A 22,016-nucleotide genomic window follows, 5' to 3' on the forward strand; every position below is an offset into this window, starting at 1 on the left:
AGATTTAGGCTTTGATATGGAAAAAGTAAATGTTAATGGTGGAGCTATAGCATTAGGTCATCCAGTAGGGGCTTCAGGAGGAAGAATACTTGTTACATTAATACATGAGATGATAAAAAGAGATTCTAAAACTGGACTTGCGACGCTTTGTATAGGTGGAGGTCAAGGAACTGCTATTATTGTAGAAAGATAAATTTATAAAAAAAGATCAGCAAATAATGCTGGTCTTTTAATTAGTAAAATTTAACACTGAATTTATAGGAATGTGTGAGAATACTAAAGTATAACTTATAATATTATGGTATAATCATAAGTATAGGAGTGATATATATGGTTAAAATCAAAAATGCAGTACCAAACATTTTCACCTTAAGCAATATGTCTTGTGGAATTATGTCAATACTTATGAGTTTTGAAGGCAATTATAAATTAGCGGTACTATTTATTTTTTTAGCTGGGTTATTTGATAGATATGATGGAAGAATAGCTAGATATTTAAAAGTGGAAAATGACATGGGAAAAGAACTAGATTCATTATGTGATTTAGTATCTTTTGGTGTGGCACCTTCCATATTGATATTCAACATTTATAATTTTATGGATTTGGGATACATCGGATATTTAATGGTTTTGGTTTTTCCAGTAGCAGGAGCATATAGGTTAGCAAAATATAATATTACAGATTTTAATGGCGTTTTTTCAGGAATTCCCATCACAATTACAGGAACATTTTTAGCACTTTATGCTTTGATTATGACTGGTACTGGCAAAGCTACAAATATAGGCCCTACTATGTTTTTATTATTTGTATTATCTTATTTAATGGTAGGTAATTTTAAATTTAAAAAAAGGTAGTAATATGATATAAAATATGTTCCAAAAATGCAATTATAATATTAACCTCACCTTATGGTGAGCTTTTTTTTATTTAAGAATAAATGGTGTATATGTTCAAAAAATTAATACCAATTTTAAAAATCAAAAAAACTCTAATTTTTAAATCTATAGTAATATTCTGGAGTATCTTCAGTAATTGTTTTAAATTCATAACCCAAATCAAGATAATATTTTATGATTCCAGGTAGAGCTTTTACAGTGTTTTTATTATTAAAATTGCAGTGCATTAATACTATGGCTACATTTTTATTGCCTTTAATGATATGAGAGTTCTTAACAAGTTGTGTTGGAGTTAAATTAGGATCTATACCATCATATACATTAACATTCCAATCATACACTTTAAAATTATTTTCATGAAGAGCTTCTAAAGTAAGAGTATTCAATCGCTTTGAGCTACCACCAGGAAACCTTATAATTTTAGGGGCAAATCCAATCACACCTTCAATTGTATTAGAGGCTTTTTTCATCTCACTTATAAAAACGTCGCTGCTTCTATATATTTTTTTGAAATTATGACTATAGGTGTGAAGACCTATACTATGACCATCATGGTAAATTCTCTTGAGAATTATCTCCTTACCTTCAATTTCTTTTCCTACTACAAAAAAAGTAGCTTTTATCTTTTCTTTTTTTAATACATCAAGTAGTGCGTCTGTAACAACATAAGTAGGACCATCATCAAAGGTTAAATAGACTAATTTTAAGGGTCTAATATTATCAGAATGATTTGTAGAAGTATTTGTAATCATGAATACCTGGTTATTTTTTTGATCACTATCCTTATTTTGGGTGTTATTCCATAAGAGGCAAATAACTGTAGTAGTAAAAATCAGGAGAATACTTCTTTTTAGCAGAGTCATATTATCACCTACCTTTATGATTTTCCTAATTAGTGTACCCAAATAAAAATGTATTAAGCTAATATAATATATTTTATAGGCGAATATTATATAAATTTAATATAGTATTATAGTTAGTTCATAATTCATTGACAATCATTACTGAAATTTTGTATAATTATATTGTTCGATAGAGTTAGAATATACTGACTGTAGTGAGAAAAATAATCCGTAAAAATAAATAATTCAAATCTAATTGCAAAGAGTTTTCTGAGCAAAAAGAGGGCTGACGTATCAAACATTAATAGGCGTACTTTGACCTTCTACATTTTGTAGGGGGTTTTAATATTTGGTAAGAAATATACTAGTTAAAAAAATACTAAGAAAAATTTTTAAATAAGAGGAGAGATGAGGTATGCAGCAGACACCAAATGCTAATAGGCTTCATATAGCTATTTTTGGGAAAAGAAATGTTGGGAAATCAAGTTTAATAAATGTGCTTACGACGCAGGAGGCTGCTTTAGTATCAGATGTGGCAGGGACTACTACAGACCCTGTATATAAAGCTATGGAGCTACTCCCTATAGGACCAGTAGTTATAATAGATACTGCGGGATTTGATGACAAAGGTGCAATTGGGGAGCTCAGAATAAAGAAGACTAAAGAAGTTATGGATAAGACGGATTTAGCGCTTTTGATTATTGATGGTAGCGATAGAGATTTATCCTTTGAAAGTGAATGGTATGAGGAACTAAAGGAAAGAAAAATTCCTGTAGTTGGAGTTATTAATAAGATTGATCAAGGTGATATTGATTTAGAGCGAATTCAAAAGGTTATAAATATATCTTTTGTGAAGGTTAGTTCTAAGGATATAGTGAATATTGATGAACTGAAAAAAGCTATTATGGAAATGGCACCACAGGATTTTGAAAAGTGTACAATCGTAGGTGACATAGTAAAACCAAAGGCAAGAGTAATACTTGTAGCACCACAAGATCTTCAAGCACCCAAAGGTAGGTTAATACTTCCACAGGTTCAAATAATAAGAGATCTTCTTGATAACGATGCAATGGCATTAGTAGTAAAGGATAGTGAGCTACAGGATGTTCTGGATTCACTAAAGGAAAAACCGGATTTAGTAATTACGGACTCACAGATATTTAAAAAAGTAAATTCTGCAATACCAAAGGATGTACCACTTACTTCTTTTTCTATACTTATGGCTAGGTATAAAGGTGATTTAGATACCTTAGTTAAAGGTGCAAGAGCTATAGATACACTTAAACCAGGTGATAAGGTACTTATAGCAGAGGCTTGCACTCATCATCCGTTAGATGGAGATATAGGACGAGAGAAACTTCCTATGTGGCTTCAAGAAAAAGTGGGTGGAAAGTTAGATATAACAGTTTGTGCAGGAAACACTTTTCCAGAGGATTTAAGTGAATATAAGCTAATAGTGCATTGTGCAGCGTGTATGTTTAATAGAAAACAGTTAATGTCAAGAATTAAAAAGGCTAATAATGAAGGATTGCCTATTACAAATTTTGGTATAGCTATAGCACATTTAAATAGTATATTAGGCAGAGTACTTAGTGCTTTTGAAGAATATGACATAAAATAAATTAATATCCACAACTAAGGCGAATTAAAAGCGTTGGTTGTGGATATTTTTGAAATCTTTGTTAAATAAAAATCAAAGTTACTATATTAATTTTACAATAAATGTTGTAGAATTTAATTATATAGAGATTCTTAAATTATAAAATATATATAGGGTTAACTAACTTGAAGGGATGATAATATGATAATTATTAGTATTTGTGTGGGGAGTGCTTGTCATTTAAATGGGTCTTATAAAGTAATAGAAGAGTTACAAAGGTTAATTAAAGAAAATGATGTTTCTGACAGGGTAGAAATTAAAGGGGCATTTTGTATTGGTAGATGTACAGATGCAGTTGCTGTAACTGTTAATGATGAAACATTTTTCTCATTAAATGAAAATAATGTAGAAGCATTCTTTTATGAAACTATAATGAGAGGTATCCCAAATGAGTAATATAAATTTTTCTAAAGCAGAGTGCACAAGTTGTTATAAGTGCCTTCGTTCATGTCCTGTGAAGGCAATAAAATTCGAAAATGACCAAGCTACGATAGATGAAGAAAGATGTATAGAATGTGGACATTGTCTTACGGTATGTCCACAAAATGCTAGAGAGATTAAAAGTGATGTGGATATAGTTAAATGGGCAATGCATTCAGGAAAAAAAGTCATTGTAAGTCTAGCACCCTCTTTTGCTGGTTTTTTTGATGTAAAGGCAGGCATTGTGGTTGCTGCTTTAAAAAAGTTAGGATTTAGTATAATAGAAGAAACTGCAGTAGGGGCAGAAGTAGTATGTGAATTATACAATGATTATATAAGAGATAATAAACAAGATGTTTATATAACATCGGCTTGTCCGTCAACTAATTATTTAACAGAAAAATATTATAAAGAAATAATACCGTACTTAATTCCTAGTGTATCTCCAATGATAGCTCATGGTAAGTTACTAAAAAATAAATTTGGTGGAGATAGTTTCGTTGTGTTTATAGGGCCATGTCTTTCAAAAAAATCTGAATCAGATAGCTATTTACAAGAGAATATAATCAATGCTGTATTAACCTTTGATGAAGTGGATTCTTGGATTATTGAATCAGGTATAAAAATGGAAGAATTAGAGGAAGAAGACTTCGATACCTCGCCTTATAGTAGGGGTCAAGGATTTCCTATAGGCGGAGGGATTATTGAGGCAATGGGGGAGAGATTAAAAGAAAGTAAGCTTAGTGTTATGTCAGTAAGTGGTATGGAAGAGTGTATAGAGGTGTTCAATAGCATTATAAATGGGGATTTAAAAGATGTTTTAATTGAGGTCAGTGCCTGCAAGGGAAGTTGTATTGGTGGACCAGTTATGGTTAAAAATAGTGAAAATTATTATGCTAAATTAAAAAAAATTAGAACCTACATAAATAACCGTAAAAATTACAATAATCCAATAAATATAGTGATTCCTAAAAATATAAGTTTCTATAGAGGATTTAGTGAAAATCCTATTAAAAGAGTTATAGCTACAGAAGAAGAAATTACAACTATTATGAATACAATGGGAAAATATGAATTGAAAGATGAACTGAATTGTGGAGTGTGCGGATATGACACATGCAGAATAAAAGCTCAAGCTATATTTGAAGGGATGGCTGAAACTACTATGTGCCTTCATTATATGAGAACTAAGGCAGAAAGTCTTGCTAATGAAATAGTTGAGAATACTGCTAGTATTCTCATATTACTAGATGGAGAAATGAATGTACGAGAGATAAATCCAGCTGCTAAGGCTATATTTAAAATACAGGCTGAGAATATCATAGGAAAACCTATATCTCTACTTGTTGATGATGAAAATTTTAAAAAGGTTAGAGAAACTGGAGAAAGTATAATAGGTAAAAAAGTTGATTATCTAAAATATGGGGTAGTGTTTATAGAAAATGTTGTATATCTTAAGAAACAAGACATGGTACTTGTAAGTATGATTAATATTATGGTCCAAGAGAAAAACAAAAAAGAACTAAAAAAGGTTAAAGAAAATACATTAAATGCTGCTCAAGAGGTTATTAATAAGCAAATGAGAGTTGCTCAAGAAATAGCAAGTTTACTTGGTGAAACAACTGCAGAAACAAAAATTATTTTAACTAAGCTTAAAAAAATAGTAGCAGGAGAAGATGGTGAATAAAATGAGTTTATTTATTGATGTATCATATGATAACCTTATAAAAAAAGGTGAGGAACTCTGTGGTGATAGGGTAGAAATAATAAGGCTTCAAGATAGCACAATTATAGTTCTTGCAGATGGGTTAGGTAGTGGTGTGAAGGCTAACATATTAGCTTCGCTAACAGCTAAAATAGCTAGTACTATGCTTAAGGAAGGAGCAGATATCTATGAGACTGTAGATACTATAGTAAATACATTACCTGTGTGTAAGGTTAGGAATATTGCCTATTGCACTTTTACTATTATGAAAGTTTATAATGATGGAAGGGTATATATTGCAGAATATGATAATCCGCCTTATTTTTTAATAAGGTATAATAAGGAAATTGAAATAGAAAAAAAAGAAAGCATAATTAATGAAAAAAAAGTATATGAAAGTCAATTTATATTACAAGAGGGTGATGTGCTTACAGTAGTAAGTGATGGTTGTATTCATGCAGGCATTGGAAACATATTGAATTTGGGATGGAGCTGGGATAATGTAAAAAACTACTTGATTAGAAACATAAAATGTAGGAGAAGTGCAAAAAACATTGCAAAAGATTTAATTCAGGTGTGTTGGGATTTATATGGAGGGAAACCAGGAGATGATACGACAGCATTATGTATAAAAGCTAGAAAGCCAGAGTATATTGATATATTTACAGGTCCACCCAAAGATGCACTAAACGATAAAAGTGTTATTAAAAGCTTTATGAGTGGAAGTGGAAAGAAGATAATTTGTGGGGGAACTACTTCTAATATTGCTAGTAGAGAACTTGGCATTGCTCTTAAAGTAAATTTAGATTTTTTTGATAAAGATGTTCCGCCTACGGGAAGTATAGAGGGAATAGATTTAGTAACTGAAGGAGTGTTAACTTTAAGTAAGGCAATAGAAAAGTTAAATAATTATGAAGCGTGCTTTGAACAGCAGAAATCATATTGTGATTTAGAAGGTAAAGACGGAGCTAGTAGACTTGTCAAAATGCTAATTGAAGATTGTACTCATATTAATTTATGGGTAGGAAAGGCTATAAATCCAGCACATCAAAATCCGAATTTTCCAATAGATTTGAGTATTAAGCTAAAAATTGTGGATCAACTGGTAGTATGCATGAAGAAATTAGGGAAATATGTTAATGTAAATTATATATAAAAAAACAGCAGATTATCTGCTGTTTTTTTATTTAAACCTTATTTACGTTTTGTGTAATGTGTATGAAGAAGTTCATGAGCTTTTTCGCCATATGGTTCTCCAAGGAATTCTTCATATATTTTTTTGATATATGGATTATTGTGAGATTTTCTTATTGTTTTATTTTTATCTTCATCATATAAAACAGCCATTCTCTTTTCTATTATATCTTCAAAATCAGTTGAATATGGTTGCCCACCACCGTTAATACATCCACCAGGGCAAGCCATGATTTCAATTAAGTGGTAATTAGCTTCTCCGGAGCGTATAGATTCTAATAATTTACGAGCATTTCCAAGTCCACTAGCGATAGCCACTTTGACATCAAGGTCATTAATTTTTACAGAGGCTTCTTTTATGCCTTCTAAACCACGCACTGCTTTAAAATCTACACTTTCAAGTGTTTCATTTGTAAGCCACTCATAAGCAGTACGTAGTGCTGCTTCCATAACTCCGCCAGAGGTACCGAATAGAACTCCAGCACCAGTTGATTCTCCCAGTGGATTATCGAAATCTTCATCTGGTAATGAAGCAAAATCTATTCCAGCTTCTTTTATCATTTTAGCAAGTTCTCTTGTACTTATAACTATATCAACATCTGGTACTCCATTTGTAGACATTTCAGGTCTGGTAGCTTCATATTTTTTTGCAAGACAAGGCATTACAGATACAACTATCATATCTTTTGACTCTATATTCATTTTTTCTGCAAGGTATGTTTTAGCAACAGCACCCCACATTTGTTGTGGTGATTTACAAGTAGATGGAATATCTAATAAATCACTAAATTGATGTTCAAAGAAATTAACCCAAGCAGGACAACAACTTGTAAGTATTGGAAGTCTTCCTCCATGTTGTAACCTATGAACAAATTCACTAGCTTCTTCCATTATAGTTAAGTCAGCTGCAAAATCCGTATCAAAAACTTTAGTGAAACCTAAAGCTTTTAGTGCAGAAACCATTTTACCAGTAACAGAAGTACCTTGCTCAATCCCAAATTCTTCACCTAGTGCAGCTCTAACGGCAGGAGCTGTTTGAACAACAACAATCTTTTCTGTTTGGTCAAGAGCAGTCCAAACTTTAGAAGTATTATTAACCTCTGTTAATGCACCAGTTGGACATACAGAAACACATTTTCCACAGAAAGTACAAGTGGTTTCTCCTATTGGTAATGAAAAAGCAGTGGATACAACAGTGTCAAATCCTCTGCCTACAGCAGATATAGCACCGACAGTTTGAATTTCATTACACACAGTTTCACAACGCCTGCATAATATACATTTATTTAAATCCCTAACAATAGAACTACTTGAACTATCAATAGGATAAGTTGACATTTCACCTTTATAGCGAATTTCACGAATACCTAGTTCTGCAGCCAATCTTTGTAATGCACAGCTAGTATTTTTTTCGCATAATAAACAGTCTTGTGGGTGGTCAGATAGAATTAATTCAAGTACAGTTCTACGTGCTTTAATAGCCCTAATGGAATTTGTTTTAACAACTAGTCCATTTGTAGCAGGAGTAGAGCATGAAGGTGCTAAATTTCTTCTGCCTTCAACTTCAACAACGCATACACGACAAGACCCTGGATGGTTTGTAGTTTTTCCATCATGCATATTTAAATGACATAGTGTAGGAATATTTATATTTAATTTTTTAGCGGCATCTAGAATAGTTGAGCCTTCTTCTACATAGACTTTTTTATTGTTTATAGTAAGAGCAATTAAACTCACAGCGTGCACCTCTTTCTTATATCTTTATATTTAAAAACTTTATTGGAATATTATTTTTTGATGATTGCATTAACTGGACATGCAGTTAGACATACGCCACATTTAATACATTTAGTTTGATCAATAACATGCAATCCTTTAACTTTTCCGCTGATTGCATTTACAGGACATTGTCTTGCACATTTTGTACAGCCAATACATTGATCAGTGATATAGTATTTTAACAAGTCTTTACATACTCCAGCGGGGCAAGTTTTATCATACACGTGAGCATCATATTCACTCTTGAAGTACTTAAGAGTACTTAATACTGGATTTGGAGCAGTTTGTCCTAGACCACATAGGGAAGTATCTTTGATTGTATTTGCAAGTGATTTTAGCTTGTGTAAATCCAATTTTGTTCCATTTCCTTTTGAAATTTTATCAAGCATTTCAAGAAGACGTTTATTTCCTATTCGACAAGGAGTACACTTACCACAAGATTCTTCTACAGTAAATTCTAAATAGAATTTAGCTATATCAATCATACAATTATCTTCATCCATAACAATCATACCACCAGAACCCATCATAGAACCTATAGCACCTAGTGATTCATAATCAATTGGAGTATCTAAAAATTCTGCAGTAATACATCCGCCTGATGGACCTCCCGTTTGAACAGCTTTAAATTCACGGCCATTCTTAATTCCACCACCGATATCATATATAATTTCTCTCAGGGTAGTGCCCATTGGAACTTCTACTAGTCCAACATTATTGATTTTACCAGCAAGTGCGAAAACTTTTGTACCCTTAGAGGTAGCAGTTCCTATAGAACTGTACCAAGCAGCGCCGTTGTTAATAATAGCTGGGATATTTGCAAGAGTTTCAACATTGTTAACACAAGTTGGTTTATTCCATAATCCACTTTGTGCTGGGAATGGTGGTTTATTAGTAGGTTCTCCACGTTCACCTTCAATAGATTGAATTAAGGCAGTTTCTTCTCCACATACGAAAGCTCCAGCACCATATTTAATCTCTATATCAAAGCTGAAATCAGTTCCTAAAATATTAGTTCCAAGAAGTCCTAACTCACGAGCTTGTCCTATAGCGGTTCGAAGTCTACTAATAGCAAGGGGATATTCTGCTCTAATATAAATATTTCCAATTGAAGCACCAATACTATAACCTGCGATAGCCATAGCTTCTAAAACACTGTGAGGGTCACCTTCAAGAATAGAACGGTCCATGAATGCGCCTGGGTCTCCTTCATCAGCGTTACAAATTATGTACTTCTGATCCGCATCGTACATTTTTGCAAAAGCCCATTTTTTACCTGTTGGGAAGCCGCCGCCGCCTCTACCTCGAAGTCCTGAATCAATCATTAATTTTATAATATCATCTTGAGACATTTCTGTAATTACTTTACCTAATGCTAAGTAACCATTTTCAGCTATATATTCTTGTATATCTTCAGGATTAATAAGCCCACAATTTCTAAGAGCAATTCTTACTTGCTTTTTATAAAAATGCATATCTTCCTGTTTTTTTATTTTTATTTTTGAACTTGGTTCTTCAAATAAAAGTCTTTCAACAACTTTTCCTTTTAACAAATGCTCGCTAACTATTTCTGCGGCATCTGTTGGCTTAACAGTAACGTAAAATACGTTATCAGGAGAAACCTTAACGATTGGACCTTTTTCACAAAAACCGAAACAACCTGTTATAGCAACATCTACTTCATCAGCTAGTCCAGCAGTAGCTATTTCCTTTTGCAAATTTATTAAGATTTCATTACTTCCAGCAGACATGCAACCAGTACCACCGCAAACTGATAAATATCGTTTACATCGAGTGTCTTCGGAAGCTTTTTCAAGTTCTTGGTTTATTTTTCTCATTTCTAATAATTTAATATGCTCATTTTGAATACTTTTAAGTTCATCAAAAGAATTAATTTTATTCAATTTATTTCCCCCTTCTACTCAACATACTCAGCTAATATTTTATCTACTTGGTCTACTGTAACATGGCCATAAACTTTATCGTTTATAGTTACTACAGGTGCAAGACCACAGGCGCCTACACATCTTAATGATCCTAATGTGAATTTACCATCACTAGTAGTTTCACCAGTTTTGAGCTTTAATTTATTTTGAAACTCATTAAGTACATCCCCAGAACCTCTAACAAAACAGGCAGTTCCCATACAAACATTTACTACATATTTTCCTCTTGGTTCAATAGTGAAAAAAGAATAGAAAGTAACAACACCATAAACTTTAGAAACTGGAATATTTAACTTTTCCGCTACAAAAGCTTGTACCTCTTGAGGTAAGTAGCCAAATAAGCCTTGGGCTTTGTGGAGAACTTCAATAAGGGCACCTTCTTTAGTTTCAAGACCGTTAATAAATTCTTCTAGAATTTTGAAAGTTTCATCTTTTAAACAATTAGAACACACTAAAATATACCTCCTTTAAAATATATGATTATATATAGAGAAGTTACTATCCCTCTATATAATTATAAATTTATATTGTAATATTGTTAAAAATTAATCAATGAAAATAATGTATCGCTTTTATTATAATATGATTTGCCAAAAAAATCTACTAAATATTAAAGGTACTTATAGTTTTTTATAGTAAAGAAAAAATAACTAGATATATGTGTGAAACACAAAAATAATATCCTATTTAGAGTAAAATATATATATTATTTTCTAATATTATGGTAAAATTACATCAACAGTAAAATTATAATAATAACATGTAAAAACTTGTATAAAGTTGCTAAATATGATAAAATTTGCTTATTATTGAAGAGACGAGGCGAATAATATGGATTTTAATAATTTTCAAAATATGATAAACAAGATAAGTGGTGTTATTAGTACAAAAATAATACAACAAGACAATAATATTCAAGAATTGCATATACTTGCTAATAACTTAAGAGGTCCAAAGCAAATAGTTAGAGATATTGAGTCTATTCTTTTGACGTCTTTTGATTATAGAATTGATAGAAAAGTTATTAGTATTGCACAAATTGAAACAGATGAGTATGATCCCATTAGAAGAATAAAGTTTGGGGGTATTTCCTTAGATACGCAAGGAAATATGTTAGAGTGTGAAGTTAACCTTCTTTATGAAGGAGAAGAATTTTTTGTGAAGCAAGTAGGAATTAAAACTGTAGGAAATAGAAAAAAAATAGTAGCTAAAGCTACCATTGAAGCTGTAGAAAAAATTCTTGGACAAGCATATGTATTTGATATACAAGAGGTAATTAGTATTACTAATAAAAATATAACCTTTGTATCTGTACTAGTAAATATGGTTATAAATGAATCAGAAGACACTATGGTAGGGTCTGCAATTGTAAAAGATGATATATATGAAGCTATCGTAAAAGCTACCCTATCTGCTATAAATAGAAGAGTGCAAAAAACGAATTTTAACAACATTTAGAGTTGTTAAAAAGCCACTAAGTGGCTTATGAAATTGCTTTAAGGGCCGATGCCGATACCATATTTTTTGAAAAAATAAGTCATGTGATCATTATTTAGATTTTTACCTTAGCGGAGAGAAGTTATGATAGGTTATAGCGTAGCCCTATTAATTTAAATCGAGAGGGGGATTTTAATAATGAAAAAATTAACTACAATTTTATTAGCTATATTAGCACTTGCAATAGCTGGAGGATCAGCAGTTACTTGGATTTTTTAGTTTAAGGGGCATCGGCCTTTAAATATACAGGAGGATAAAAATGAAAAAACTACCATTGAAGGTTAAAATATATTTCATATCCATATATTTAATAACAGTAATATGTATTTTTTATTCTGTTTATATTAAAATTTTAAATGTTACACCTATTAAATACATTGATGGAATGTTTTTCATTATATTAGTTGCTATCACTGAAAGCGTCTCAGTTGCTTTTCAGAATATGTCTTTTAGCACAAGCTTTGCAATACAATTAGCATCTTACATATTGTTCGGACCATATATAACTTTATTTGTGGTTATTTTAGGATATGCTGTTAGGGTATTAAAAGTTAAAGATGGTTATAAACATATATTTAATACACCTATTTATGGTACTTTATATAATTGTTGTATTTTGGTTATATCTGTTTTATCTAGTAATTATATTTATTTTCAATATGGAGGGACATTTTCCATTGATAAGATTTCAAATAATGTATTTCAAATAATTATGTTTTGCTTGGTGTTTTTAACTGCAAACGCTGTAATAATATCAAGCTTATCATCTTTAATGACTAATAAAAATTTTATTTATGCATGTATTTCTAATATAAAATATATGATTTTAAATATTTTAGTTATGGCACCTTTTGGTATATTATTAGCCTATGTATTTGATTTATATAAATATGGTGGTGTAATACTTGTATTATTTCCTATATTACTAGCGAGATACACTTTCTCTTTATATATTCAATCAAAATCTCAATATCTCCAAACCGTAGATGCACTTATGCTTGCAATGGAGGCAAGGGATAAATACACAGAAGGACATTCACAAAGAGTGGCTGAACTCTCTTCTAGCATTGCTAAAGAATTAAAGTATAACGATTGGAAAATTGAACGGTTAAATATGGCAGCACTACTCCATGACGTTGGGAAGATAGGAATTGATGATTATATTTTAAACAAACCTGGTAAGCTAACAGCTGAAGAGTTTGATGCCATAAAAACACATCCACTCATAGGCTACAACATTCTAAAGGATATTAAAAATCTTCAAAATATACTGCCTATTATAAGAAATCATCATGAACGATATGATGGAAAAGGGTACCCAGATGGTAAAATGGTCGAAGAGTTAAGCCTTGATGTTTTTATTGTTCAACTGGCAGATTCTATAGATGCTATGACTACAGATAGACCTTATAGAAAAGCTCTAAATCATGAAATGGTTATAGAAGAAGTTGAAAAATGTTCGGGAAGTCAGTTTCATCCAAAGGTAGTTGAGGCGTATTTTAAAATGCTAGAAAAATAAAAAAAACAAGGTGAGGTTTAAAATGTTTATTGAGGCGTTAATTTTTGCAATTATTATAGGGTACATATTAAAGGGAAAAATAAGGAATTTAGAAAATGTGGATTTAAATAGAGCATATCTTATTTTCATATCTTTCTTTATAGAGCTTTTTATTGTTATATCAATAAGAAATGGATTTTTTAATATAGGCATACTTACATATATATTAGATTTTATCATGTATATTTTATTAGTGATTTTTATTTATTTTAACAGGAAAGATAAATTTATCGTACTTATGGGAGTAGGATTTTTATTGAATGCTACTGCAATTTTCTTAAATGGAGGGTCTATGCCAGTCAGTACTAAAGCAGCAGAGGCTGCTGGTATTACTCTTAATGTAACTAAAGAAGGACTTTATACATTAATAAATGAAAATACTAAATTATGGTTTTTAGGAGATATTATTCCTCTTACTTTTTTAAGGAATTTTGCTATAAGTATAGGTGATATTATTACAGTGGTAGGATTAATGTTATTTGTAATTACTGGAATGAAGAAGACAGCTAAAAGTTAGCTGTCTTTGATATAAAGATTAAAATAATATAAAAGTGCATTTATTTAGATTTTATGGATATAATGTACTAGATAAAAAGAATTTAAGCTATAATGTAAAAATAAGTTGACTTATTAATTATATAACTTAAAATGAAACATATATAATAATATAAATTAACAATAGAAAGGGGAGTTATAAATGAAGAAAAAAATATATATTGATGGAATGAGTTGCAGTCATTGTGTAAGTCATGTAAAGGAAGCTCTATTAGACCTTGGTGCTATAAAAGTGAAAGTTGACTTAGAAGAGAAGGTTGCAATGGCAGAGTTTGATGATGAGGTAAGTGATAATGACATTACTGACGCAATTGAAGAAGTAGGATATGAAGTTACTGAAATAGAAGAAGATTAATATACTAAACATTAATTTTCATTATTATAAATTATATAGATAACTATTAATAAAGCCCCTGTTCATCAATTGAACAGGGGCTTTATTAATTAAAAAACTTTAATTGAACATTTATTTGCTTGTCTTGTATTTCTAAAATAACATAGGAAAACCATGGTTCACGGCGCTTATAAGAAGGTGAACCTGGATTTATCATAAGTATCTTGTTCTTAGTTAGGATAAGTGGCTGATGACTATGCCCAAAGATAATTATATCTACTTTATCATTAATAAATGCATTGTAGGCACTGTCCAGAGTGTTTTTAGAGTTGCCATGTCCATGGTATAAACCAACCTTATATCCTTCTATAGGTATAATCATCTTTTCTTTTAATAAATCTCTGATATACCCTTTATCATTATTTCCCCATACCCCAACAAAGTTTTTATGCTCTCTCAACTTTGAGACAACACCAGAGGAAACATAATCACCTGCATGAATTATCATATCAGCTTCTTTAGATAAATTATCAATAAATTTAAAAATTTTATCGCTATGTTTTTTTACATGAGTATCAGATAATATTGCAATTTTCATAATGCATCACCTTATCTATTATATTACCTTATATTATGCTTTGATACACAATTTAGTATGCAAATATATTGAATTCAAAGTTTATAATTCTACTTACATAATATATCTGCTATAATTATCATATAGTTATAAGTAGTATTTTTGTATACATTTAAATCTAAATTAAAACATGAGGAGAAAACATGAGCGAAACAGAAGATATAGTCTATGTTTTAGAGCAAACAGGAATAAATATAAAGCATGAGAAGTCTTTGCACTCATCTATTAAGCAATGGTATGCTGTGCCAGGAGACAGATTAGAAGTAAAAGTAGACAAATATATAATTGATTTAGTAAGAGAAGATTCATTAATAGAAATACAGACAAGAAATTTTAGTGCAATTGGCAATAAGCTGAGGGAGCTTATTAAGTATAATAAGGTTAGGTTAGTACATCCTATAGCTATTGAAAAATATATAGTAACAATAGGAGAATCGGATGAAATAATTAGTAGAAGAAAGTCTCCTAAAAAGGGAAAACTAGTGGACTTATTTGATGAGTTAATTAGGGTTTCTGACCTAATAGTAGAAGAAAATTTTACCTTGGAAATTTTAATGACTAAACAGGAGGAAATAAGATGTAATGATGGAAAAGGTAGTTGGAGACGAAAAGGTGTAAGTATTAGTGATAGAAAATTAGTAGAGGTAGTAGAAAAAGTCGTCTTCAAAGAAAAAGAAGATTTTCTTATGTTTTTACCAACAGGACTACCGGAGAGTTTCACCAATAAAAATTTAGCTTCAGAACTTAAAATTACTATTTTTAAGGCAAGAAAAGTAACATACTGTTTAAGAAAAATGGAAATTATAAAACAAATAGGAAAAAATAGAAATGAAATTATATTCGGAAGGTGGTAAAGAATGGACAACAAACCCAAAGCAATTACACTTATGCTGGTATCCGCTTTAGCATTTTCAATAATGGGAGCCATGGTAAAGCTTTCAGGTGATATTCCACTTTTTGAAAAAGTGTTTTATAGAAATTTAGTAAGTTTAGGTATGGCATATATTATGATAAAAAATAATAAGGCAAGTTTGTTTGGTAAGAAAGAAAACCAAAAATACTTACTTTCTAGATCTTTACTTGGTCTGTTAGGTGTAATACTTAGTTTTTATGCACTGAATAATTTAGTGCTTTCAGATGCAAATATGTTAAATAAAATATCGCCTTTTTTTGTAACATTATTTGCTGCAGTCTTTTTAAAGGAGAAGCTTTCTAAAATACAAATACCTGTGTTAATTATTGTGTTTAGTGGAGCATTATTTATTATCAAACCGCAATTTAATTTTTCAGTTCTACCATCACTTGCAGGATTTATATCTGCTATGTGTGCGGGAGCAGCCTATACCCTGATTCGATTCTTAAGAGAAAGGGAAAAGGCAGCGACTATTGTATTTTATTTTTCCTTTGTTTCAGTAGTAGTAATGTTTCCACTAATGATGATGAATTATCAAAAGCCTACTATAATTCAATTTATATACTTAGCCTGTGTTGGAGTTTTTGCTGGTCTTGGACAATTTACTTTAACCAATGCTTATAGATATGCACCAGCAGCAGAAGTATCAATTTACGTCTATACTAGCATAGTGTTTTCTGCAATTATAGGATTTATTGTTTGGTCAGAACTTCCAGATTATTTAAGTATTATAGGAACAGTGATTATCATATCAGCAGCTGTTTTTACTTATATTCACAATATAAAAAGAGTTTTGAAAAGAGAAACTTAATTATACAAATTTGTGATAAATTTAATTAAACGTAAAAAATATTTAGTATTAATTTACAAATTATCTTTTTAGGTAATAAATTATAGGGTATAATATAAATATATATTTATTATTTATAATACAGAATTAGATTTAAAAAACGTAAAAAAAATATATTATAAGTACAAATCAGGTTAAATATTAGAATATTAGGAGGTGTAAATATATGGATAAGAAAAAAGTTTACATTACAAGAAGAATACCGGATGCGGCTATTGAACTTTTGGAAGAGCATTTTGATGTGGAAATCAATCCACAAGATAGAGCTTTACTAAGAGAAGAGCTGTTAGAAAAGGTGAAAAATACGGATGCGGTTTTATGTGTAATAGCTGATATTATTGATAAAGAGGTATTTGAAGCAGCTGGTGTTAAGTGTAAGATATTTGCCAATTATGGTGTTGGGTACAACAATGTTGATATAGCTTCTGCTACCCAAATGGGTATCATAGTTACAAATACACCTGGAGTGTTAGATGATGCTACTGCAGACCTTGCATGGACACTTCTTATGGCGGTATCTAGAAGAATAGTATCAGCAGATAAATTTACAAGGAATGGTGCGTTTCAAGATTGGGATCCTATGATGTTTCTTGGACGGGACATTACCGGAAAGACATTAGGACTTGTGGGAGCAGGTAGAATTGGTTTTAACTTTGCAAGAAAAGCTAAGGCGTTTGATATGAAAGTACTTTACACTGGGCCAAGGAGAAACCCAAAAATAGAAAATGAATTAGGTGCTATTTATGTGGATAAAGAAACACTTCTAAAAGAATCAGATTTTGTTTCACTACACGTGCCACTTTTGCCTTCTACTATCCACTATATAGGCGAAAAGGAATTTTCTATTATGAAAAAAACATCAGTTATTGTTAATACATCCAGAGGGCCAGTAGTTGATGAAAAAGCATTAGTTAATGCTCTTAAGTCTGGTGAAATATGGGGAGCTGGACTTGACGTATTTGAACATGAACCAGATATAGAACCTGAACTTTTAGATATGTATAATGTTGTAATAGTCCCACACATTGCTTCAGCTACAATGGAAACAAGAACGAATATGGGGTTAATTGCAGCTAGGAATATTATTAAAGTTCTTGCAGGTGAAAAGCCAGATACTTGCGTTAATATGGAAGTATTAAAATAGATACGTTAAAAAGCACTATCATTATATTCATTTAAAATGGTAGTGCTTTTTTTTATTCTCTAATATTTAACCTTGTCCACCTTAAGCTGCCATTTTTTAAGGTTTATTTTTAATATCTATATAATTATATATGGAGTACTTTGAAATACCGAAAAATTCCGCAATCTTGTCGCCGGCCTTTGTAATTAAGAAGGCACCAGCATCATTTAGAAATTGGATAGCTTCTATTTTTTGTTCCTTACTCATAAGTGCAACTGGTTTACCTATTTTTTTTACGGATTCATCTAATAAGTCATCTAGGAGTTGATTAACATTTTGAGGGATCTTATTTGGTTCCTCAATATTATCTCCATAATTAATTAAGGACTCTATACAGTCTTTAGCTATAGTGAGCTCAGTAATGTCGTAATTAATAGAGAATATTCCAGTAGGTTTATTTTCATTATCTCGTATATATATGGTACTTGATTTTAAAATTTTACCATCGTGAGTTTTTGTAACATAACTCAATTTATCTTCCAGTGAATCAGAAACATGTTTTAGAGCATTTAAAACAACGCGTGATGCATTAGTGCTTGTGGTTCTTTGTGTAACGTCACCATTTTCAATAAATATAATTGGATAATCTACATCCCCAGAAGATAGGTCATGAATAACTACTTCACAATTTCGACCAAATTGGGATGAAATACCCTTTGCTAATCTTTTTAAAAAATTTAAATTAGAATCATTATTCATATATATAACCTCGCAATTCGTATAATTAATCTGAAATTAAAAGAATTTTACAAATATTTTATAATTTAAGTATATCAATATTTATCTTTAAAATCAATACAATTTACAAAGTAATTTTTGAATTGCAAAAATATTTTGAAAATATATTGACTTTCATTTGAAGTAATGCTAATCTGAAAATAAAGAGCATACATAGGGAGGCTATATTATGAGTATTGTAAATTCATCCAAAGATAATGGTGGTATTTTGTATAAGATCGATGATAAACCACCATTACATATATCAATTTTACTTGCTTTTCAGCACATAATGGCAGCATTCGGGGGCATTGTAGCAGTACCGTTAATAATTGGGGGAGCTTTAGGATTACCAGGGGAAGACATTGCATTTTTAGTAAGTGCTTCAATATTTGCAGCAGGTATAGCAACTTTTATTCAAGCTAGAGGGATTGGTCCTGTAGGGGCTAGATTGCCATGCGTTATGGGAACTGATTTTACATTTGTTGGGCCATCTTTAGCTGTTGGATCTGCTCTTGGATTACCAGGAATATTTGGAGCAACGATTATGGGGTCCTTCATTGAAATCGTTTTAAGTCGTTTTATTAAGCCTTTAAGAAAATTTTTTCCACCAATTGTAACAGGGACAGTTGTTATGTTAATTGGTCTTACTTTATTACCCGTAGCAATAGATTGGTCTGCTGGTGGATTTGGTGCTAAAGACTATGGTAGCATAAAAAATGTAAGTATAGCGTTTTCAGTAATGATTACAATTACATTACTAAACAGATACGGTAAAGGACTTGTTTCTTCCGCATCAGTTATCATTGGGTTAATATTTGGTTATATAATATGCTTTCCACTCGGAATGCTTGATTTACCACAAATTACAAATGCTAGCTGGATGGCATTTCCATCGCCTTTTAAATATGGTATTACTTTTAAGTTCAGTGCATTTGTTGCATTTGCTATAGCTTATTTAGTAACAACGGTTGAGACGGTAGGATGTCTTATGGCTGTTGGTGAAGCAGCGGGTAAAGATTTAACATCAGAAGATCTATCAAAAGGTATACTTGCTGATGGAGTTGGATCACTTATAGCAGGGTGTATTAATGCTGGACCTAATACATCCTTTTCACAAAATGTTGGACTTATACCAATTACTAGAGTTGCAAGTAAATCTGTAGTTGCTCTTGCAGGAATACTCTTAATGATATTAGGTATATTTCCTAAATTTGGAGCACTCGTTTCTATTATGCCAGCACCAGTTTTAGGTGGTGCAGGTATCATAATGTTTGGTATGGTTGTATCAGCAGGAATCAAGACAATTCAAAAGGTTAATCTTAATAACAGAAACATGCTTATTTTAGCTATTTCACTGGGCATAGGTCTAGGTGTTACTGTAAGACCTGATTTTCTAAATAGCATGCCTTCAGCTATTAAAAGTTTTTTTTCTTCAGGTATTAGTGCAGGTACAGTAGTAGCTTTATTACTTAACGTAATATTAAAAGAGGAGACCCCTTTTAATATTGATGCTAAGGTAGATTCTACAACAATTGGACAATAATAAATATAAAAAGATATAAGTATGGAGGCATATTAATATGAAATCCAGTAAAACTAAAAATTTAATTCAAATTGCTACAAGTAGAAAAAAAGCAGATTTAGTTATTGAAAATTGTAATGTTGTTAATGTTTTTTCTCAAGAAATTATATATGGTAAATTAGCTATTAGTGATGGTGTATTTATTGGTATTGGTGATTATGAAGGCACAGAGGTAATTGATGGTGAAGGGAGATATATAGTTCCTGGGTTAATAGATTCTCATGTGCATATTGAGTCATCAATGGGTTCACCATATCAATTTGCAAGAGCAGTCTTACCAAGAGGAACCACAACGGTTATCTCTGATTGCCACGAAATAGCTAATGTTAAGGGCCTTTCTGGAATTAAATATATGATTGAGTCTAGTGAAAATCTACCACTTGATGTATATATTATGTTACCATCCTGCGTTCCAGCTACCGCCTTTGAAACATCTGGGGCGATACTTGAGGCAAAAGATTTAGAAGAACTTATGCAACATGAAAGAGTCCTAGGTCTTGGAGAACTTATGAATTATCAAGGAGTTGTTTTTACAGATGAAGGCATCCTTAAAAAACTTGAACTTACTGATGATTACTGCAAAATAGTAGATGGGCATGGACCTATTATTAAAGAAAAAGAGTTAAATGCTTATTCTTTAGCGGGAGTTAAAACAGATCACGAATGTAGCAACCATAAAGAGGTATTGGATAGACTTAGAAATGGTATTTATGTTGCAATAAGAGAAGGCTCGGCAGCAAAGAATCTATTAGATTTAGTTGGAGCAGTAAATCCCTTTAATGAGCGAAGATTTACCTTTTGCACAGATGATAGGCATCCTACGGATATCTTAAAAGAAGGGCACATAGACAATAACATTAGACTTGCTATAAGAGGTGGTGTGAGCCCTATTACTGCAATTAGAATGGCAACACTTAATTCGGCAGAATGTTATAACCTTAAAAAACTTGGAGCTATTGCTCCGGGGTATATAGCAGATTTTATAATAGTTGATAATTTATCAGATTTTAATGTGCTAAAAACATTTAAAAAAGGTAAACAAATAAAAGATGATTGGTATAAAGATATAAAGGAAGATAAGAAACTTTTAGAAACCGTATCTAACAGTGTTAATATAAAAGACTTTTCAATGGATGATTTAAAGTTAAAAGTTACATCGAACACTGCAAAAGTTATTAAAATTATGGATCATAGTCTTTTTACTGAGAATGTAACTAGGACAGTAAAATCAGATGGAAACGGATTTTATATATATGATGAAGCAGTTGATATACTACCGATTTATGTATTTGAAAGACATAACGGTACGGGGAATATTGGTAAGGGTTTAATTGAAGGATATGGTCTTAAAAATGGTGCAATTGCATCAACTATAGCGCATGATTCCCATAACTTAATAGTAATAGGTGATAATCCTACAAATATTAAAATAGCTGTAGAAAAGATAATAGAAATTGGTGGAGGTCTTGTTATTGTTGTTGACGGTGAGGTGAAGGGATGCTTACCGCTAGATATTGCAGGTATAATGTCTTCAGAGGATTTAGAAACGGTATCAAAAGGCCATGAAAAACTTAATAAAATTGCTATGGAAGAACTTAACATTAATGAAAGTGTTAATGCTTTTATGACTTTAGCTTTTATGGCATTACCGGTTATTCCTGAACTGAAAATTACCGATAGAGGACTCTTTGATGTAATAAAATTTCAGCATACTAATTTATAAAAAAAAAGTTATTGATCCACT

At 31.2% G+C, this 22,016-nt stretch carries 20 protein-coding genes and 1 pseudogene; 15 read left to right on the forward strand and 6 right to left on the reverse strand.

From position 1 onward, the window contains the following. Together JJD95_RS10670 and pssA are read left to right on the forward strand one after the other, a co-directional pair. Window positions 1–193: pseudogene (locus tag JJD95_RS10670) on the forward strand (acetyl-CoA C-acyltransferase); the annotation flags it as partial. Between the two features lie 137 nt (window positions 194–330). Next, window positions 331–855 (forward strand): CDP-diacylglycerol--serine O-phosphatidyltransferase, encoded by a 525-nt coding sequence (gene pssA, locus JJD95_RS10675; protein WP_291643002.1) that lies wholly within the window; start codon window positions 331–333, stop codon window positions 853–855. A gap of 134 nt (window positions 856–989) precedes the next feature. On the opposite strand, the gene JJD95_RS10680 is transcribed toward pssA, so the two are convergent. Next, on the reverse strand, window positions 990–1,649 hold the full coding sequence (locus JJD95_RS10680; protein WP_291643003.1) for a polysaccharide deacetylase family protein: 660 nt from the start codon (window positions 1,647–1,649) through the stop codon (window positions 990–992). A 505-nt stretch (window positions 1,650–2,154) separates the two neighbouring features. On the opposite strand from JJD95_RS10680, the gene hydF reads away from it, so the two are divergent. The 4 genes from hydF to JJD95_RS10700 all read left to right on the forward strand — a co-directional run bounded on the left by hydF (window position 2,155) and on the right by JJD95_RS10700 (window position 6,680). Continuing rightward, window positions 2,155–3,360: a [FeFe] hydrogenase H-cluster maturation GTPase HydF gene (hydF, locus tag JJD95_RS10685; RefSeq protein WP_291643004.1), complete on the forward strand. Its 1,206-nt coding sequence runs from the start codon at window positions 2,155–2,157 to the stop codon at window positions 3,358–3,360. Between the two features lie 180 nt (window positions 3,361–3,540). Further along, complete coding sequence (locus JJD95_RS10690; RefSeq protein ID WP_291643005.1) at window positions 3,541–3,795, forward strand: NAD(P)H-dependent oxidoreductase subunit E; 255 nt, start codon at window positions 3,541–3,543, stop codon at window positions 3,793–3,795. Continuing rightward, entirely contained in the window at window positions 3,788–5,506 is a 1,719-nt protein-coding gene (locus JJD95_RS10695; RefSeq protein WP_291643006.1) for a [Fe-Fe] hydrogenase large subunit C-terminal domain-containing protein, read from the forward strand. The genes JJD95_RS10690 and JJD95_RS10695 overlap by 8 nt, the downstream gene beginning before the upstream one ends. A gap of 1 nt (window position 5,507) precedes the next feature. Beyond that, window positions 5,508–6,680 (forward strand): SpoIIE family protein phosphatase, encoded by a 1,173-nt coding sequence (locus JJD95_RS10700; protein WP_291643007.1) that lies wholly within the window; start codon window positions 5,508–5,510, stop codon window positions 6,678–6,680. Window positions 6,681–6,718: 38 nt separating this feature from the next. On the opposite strand, the gene JJD95_RS10705 is transcribed toward JJD95_RS10700, so the two are convergent. From JJD95_RS10705 to nuoE, 3 genes are read right to left on the reverse strand one after another with little or no spacing between them, the layout of a single operon-like run. Further along, window positions 6,719–8,455, reverse strand: coding sequence for an NADH-dependent [FeFe] hydrogenase, group A6 (locus JJD95_RS10705; protein WP_291643008.1), 1,737 nt, complete (start codon window positions 8,453–8,455; stop codon window positions 6,719–6,721). A 50-nt stretch (window positions 8,456–8,505) separates the two neighbouring features. Further along, a complete protein-coding gene (locus JJD95_RS10710; RefSeq protein ID WP_291643009.1) occupies window positions 8,506–10,401 on the reverse strand; it encodes an NADH-quinone oxidoreductase subunit NuoF in 1,896 nt (631 codons plus the stop codon). 14 nt (window positions 10,402–10,415) lie between these two features. Next, complete coding sequence (gene nuoE, locus JJD95_RS10715) at window positions 10,416–10,895, reverse strand: NADH-quinone oxidoreductase subunit NuoE (RefSeq protein WP_291643010.1); 480 nt, start codon at window positions 10,893–10,895, stop codon at window positions 10,416–10,418. Window positions 10,896–11,274: 379 nt separating this feature from the next. Between nuoE and JJD95_RS10720 the strand changes: the two genes are divergently transcribed. From JJD95_RS10720 to JJD95_RS10735, 4 genes are all read left to right on the forward strand, one after another. Continuing rightward, window positions 11,275–11,901: a hypothetical protein gene (locus tag JJD95_RS10720; RefSeq protein ID WP_291643011.1), complete on the forward strand. Its 627-nt coding sequence runs from the start codon at window positions 11,275–11,277 to the stop codon at window positions 11,899–11,901. 298 nt (window positions 11,902–12,199) lie between these two features. After that, the gene (locus JJD95_RS10725; protein ID WP_291643012.1) at window positions 12,200–13,459 is read left to right on the forward strand and encodes an HD-GYP domain-containing protein; all 1,260 of its coding nucleotides are present in this window, start codon (window positions 12,200–12,202) and stop codon (window positions 13,457–13,459) included. 22 nt (window positions 13,460–13,481) lie between these two features. Beyond that, window positions 13,482–14,015: a DUF5317 domain-containing protein gene (locus JJD95_RS10730; protein WP_291643013.1), complete on the forward strand. Its 534-nt coding sequence runs from the start codon at window positions 13,482–13,484 to the stop codon at window positions 14,013–14,015. Between the two features lie 180 nt (window positions 14,016–14,195). Further along, window positions 14,196–14,408 carry a heavy-metal-associated domain-containing protein gene (locus tag JJD95_RS10735; protein ID WP_291643014.1) on the forward strand — a complete coding sequence of 71 codons (213 nt, stop codon included), beginning with the start codon at window positions 14,196–14,198 and terminating at the stop codon, window positions 14,406–14,408. An 85-nt stretch (window positions 14,409–14,493) separates the two neighbouring features. Here JJD95_RS10735 and JJD95_RS10740 read toward each other — a convergent pair whose 3' ends face one another. Beyond that, entirely contained in the window at window positions 14,494–14,985 is a 492-nt protein-coding gene (locus JJD95_RS10740; RefSeq protein WP_291643015.1) for a metallophosphoesterase family protein, read from the reverse strand. Window positions 14,986–15,167: 182 nt separating this feature from the next. Here JJD95_RS10740 and JJD95_RS10745 point away from each other — a divergent pair, with 182 nt between their 5' ends. The 3 genes from JJD95_RS10745 (at window position 15,168) to JJD95_RS10755 (ending at window position 17,931) form a co-directional block, all read left to right on the forward strand. After that, window positions 15,168–15,878: a hypothetical protein gene (locus JJD95_RS10745; RefSeq protein ID WP_291643016.1), complete on the forward strand. Its 711-nt coding sequence runs from the start codon at window positions 15,168–15,170 to the stop codon at window positions 15,876–15,878. A gap of 3 nt (window positions 15,879–15,881) precedes the next feature. Continuing rightward, window positions 15,882–16,748, forward strand: coding sequence for a DMT family transporter (locus tag JJD95_RS10750; RefSeq protein WP_291643017.1), 867 nt, complete (start codon window positions 15,882–15,884; stop codon window positions 16,746–16,748). A 205-nt stretch (window positions 16,749–16,953) separates the two neighbouring features. Next, complete coding sequence (locus JJD95_RS10755; protein WP_291643018.1) at window positions 16,954–17,931, forward strand: D-glycerate dehydrogenase; 978 nt, start codon at window positions 16,954–16,956, stop codon at window positions 17,929–17,931. A gap of 96 nt (window positions 17,932–18,027) precedes the next feature. Here JJD95_RS10755 and JJD95_RS10760 read toward each other — a convergent pair whose 3' ends face one another. Next, window positions 18,028–18,669, reverse strand: a complete 642-nt coding sequence (locus tag JJD95_RS10760) for a transcriptional regulator (protein WP_291643019.1) — start codon at window positions 18,667–18,669, stop codon at window positions 18,028–18,030. Window positions 18,670–18,877: 208 nt separating this feature from the next. Between JJD95_RS10760 and JJD95_RS10765 the strand changes: the two genes are divergently transcribed. Together JJD95_RS10765 and ade are read left to right on the forward strand one after the other, a co-directional pair. Next, window positions 18,878–20,233 carry a nucleobase:cation symporter-2 family protein gene (locus tag JJD95_RS10765; protein ID WP_291643020.1) on the forward strand — a complete coding sequence of 452 codons (1,356 nt, stop codon included), beginning with the start codon at window positions 18,878–18,880 and terminating at the stop codon, window positions 20,231–20,233. A gap of 37 nt (window positions 20,234–20,270) precedes the next feature. Next, window positions 20,271–21,995: an adenine deaminase gene (gene ade / locus JJD95_RS10770; RefSeq protein ID WP_291643021.1), complete on the forward strand. Its 1,725-nt coding sequence runs from the start codon at window positions 20,271–20,273 to the stop codon at window positions 21,993–21,995. Window positions 21,996–22,016: the final 21 nt, after the last annotated feature.

The organism is Clostridium sp., from assembly GCF_016650035.1.
Taxonomy (GTDB): Bacteria; Bacillota; Clostridia; order Clostridiales; family Clostridiaceae; genus Clostridium_AD.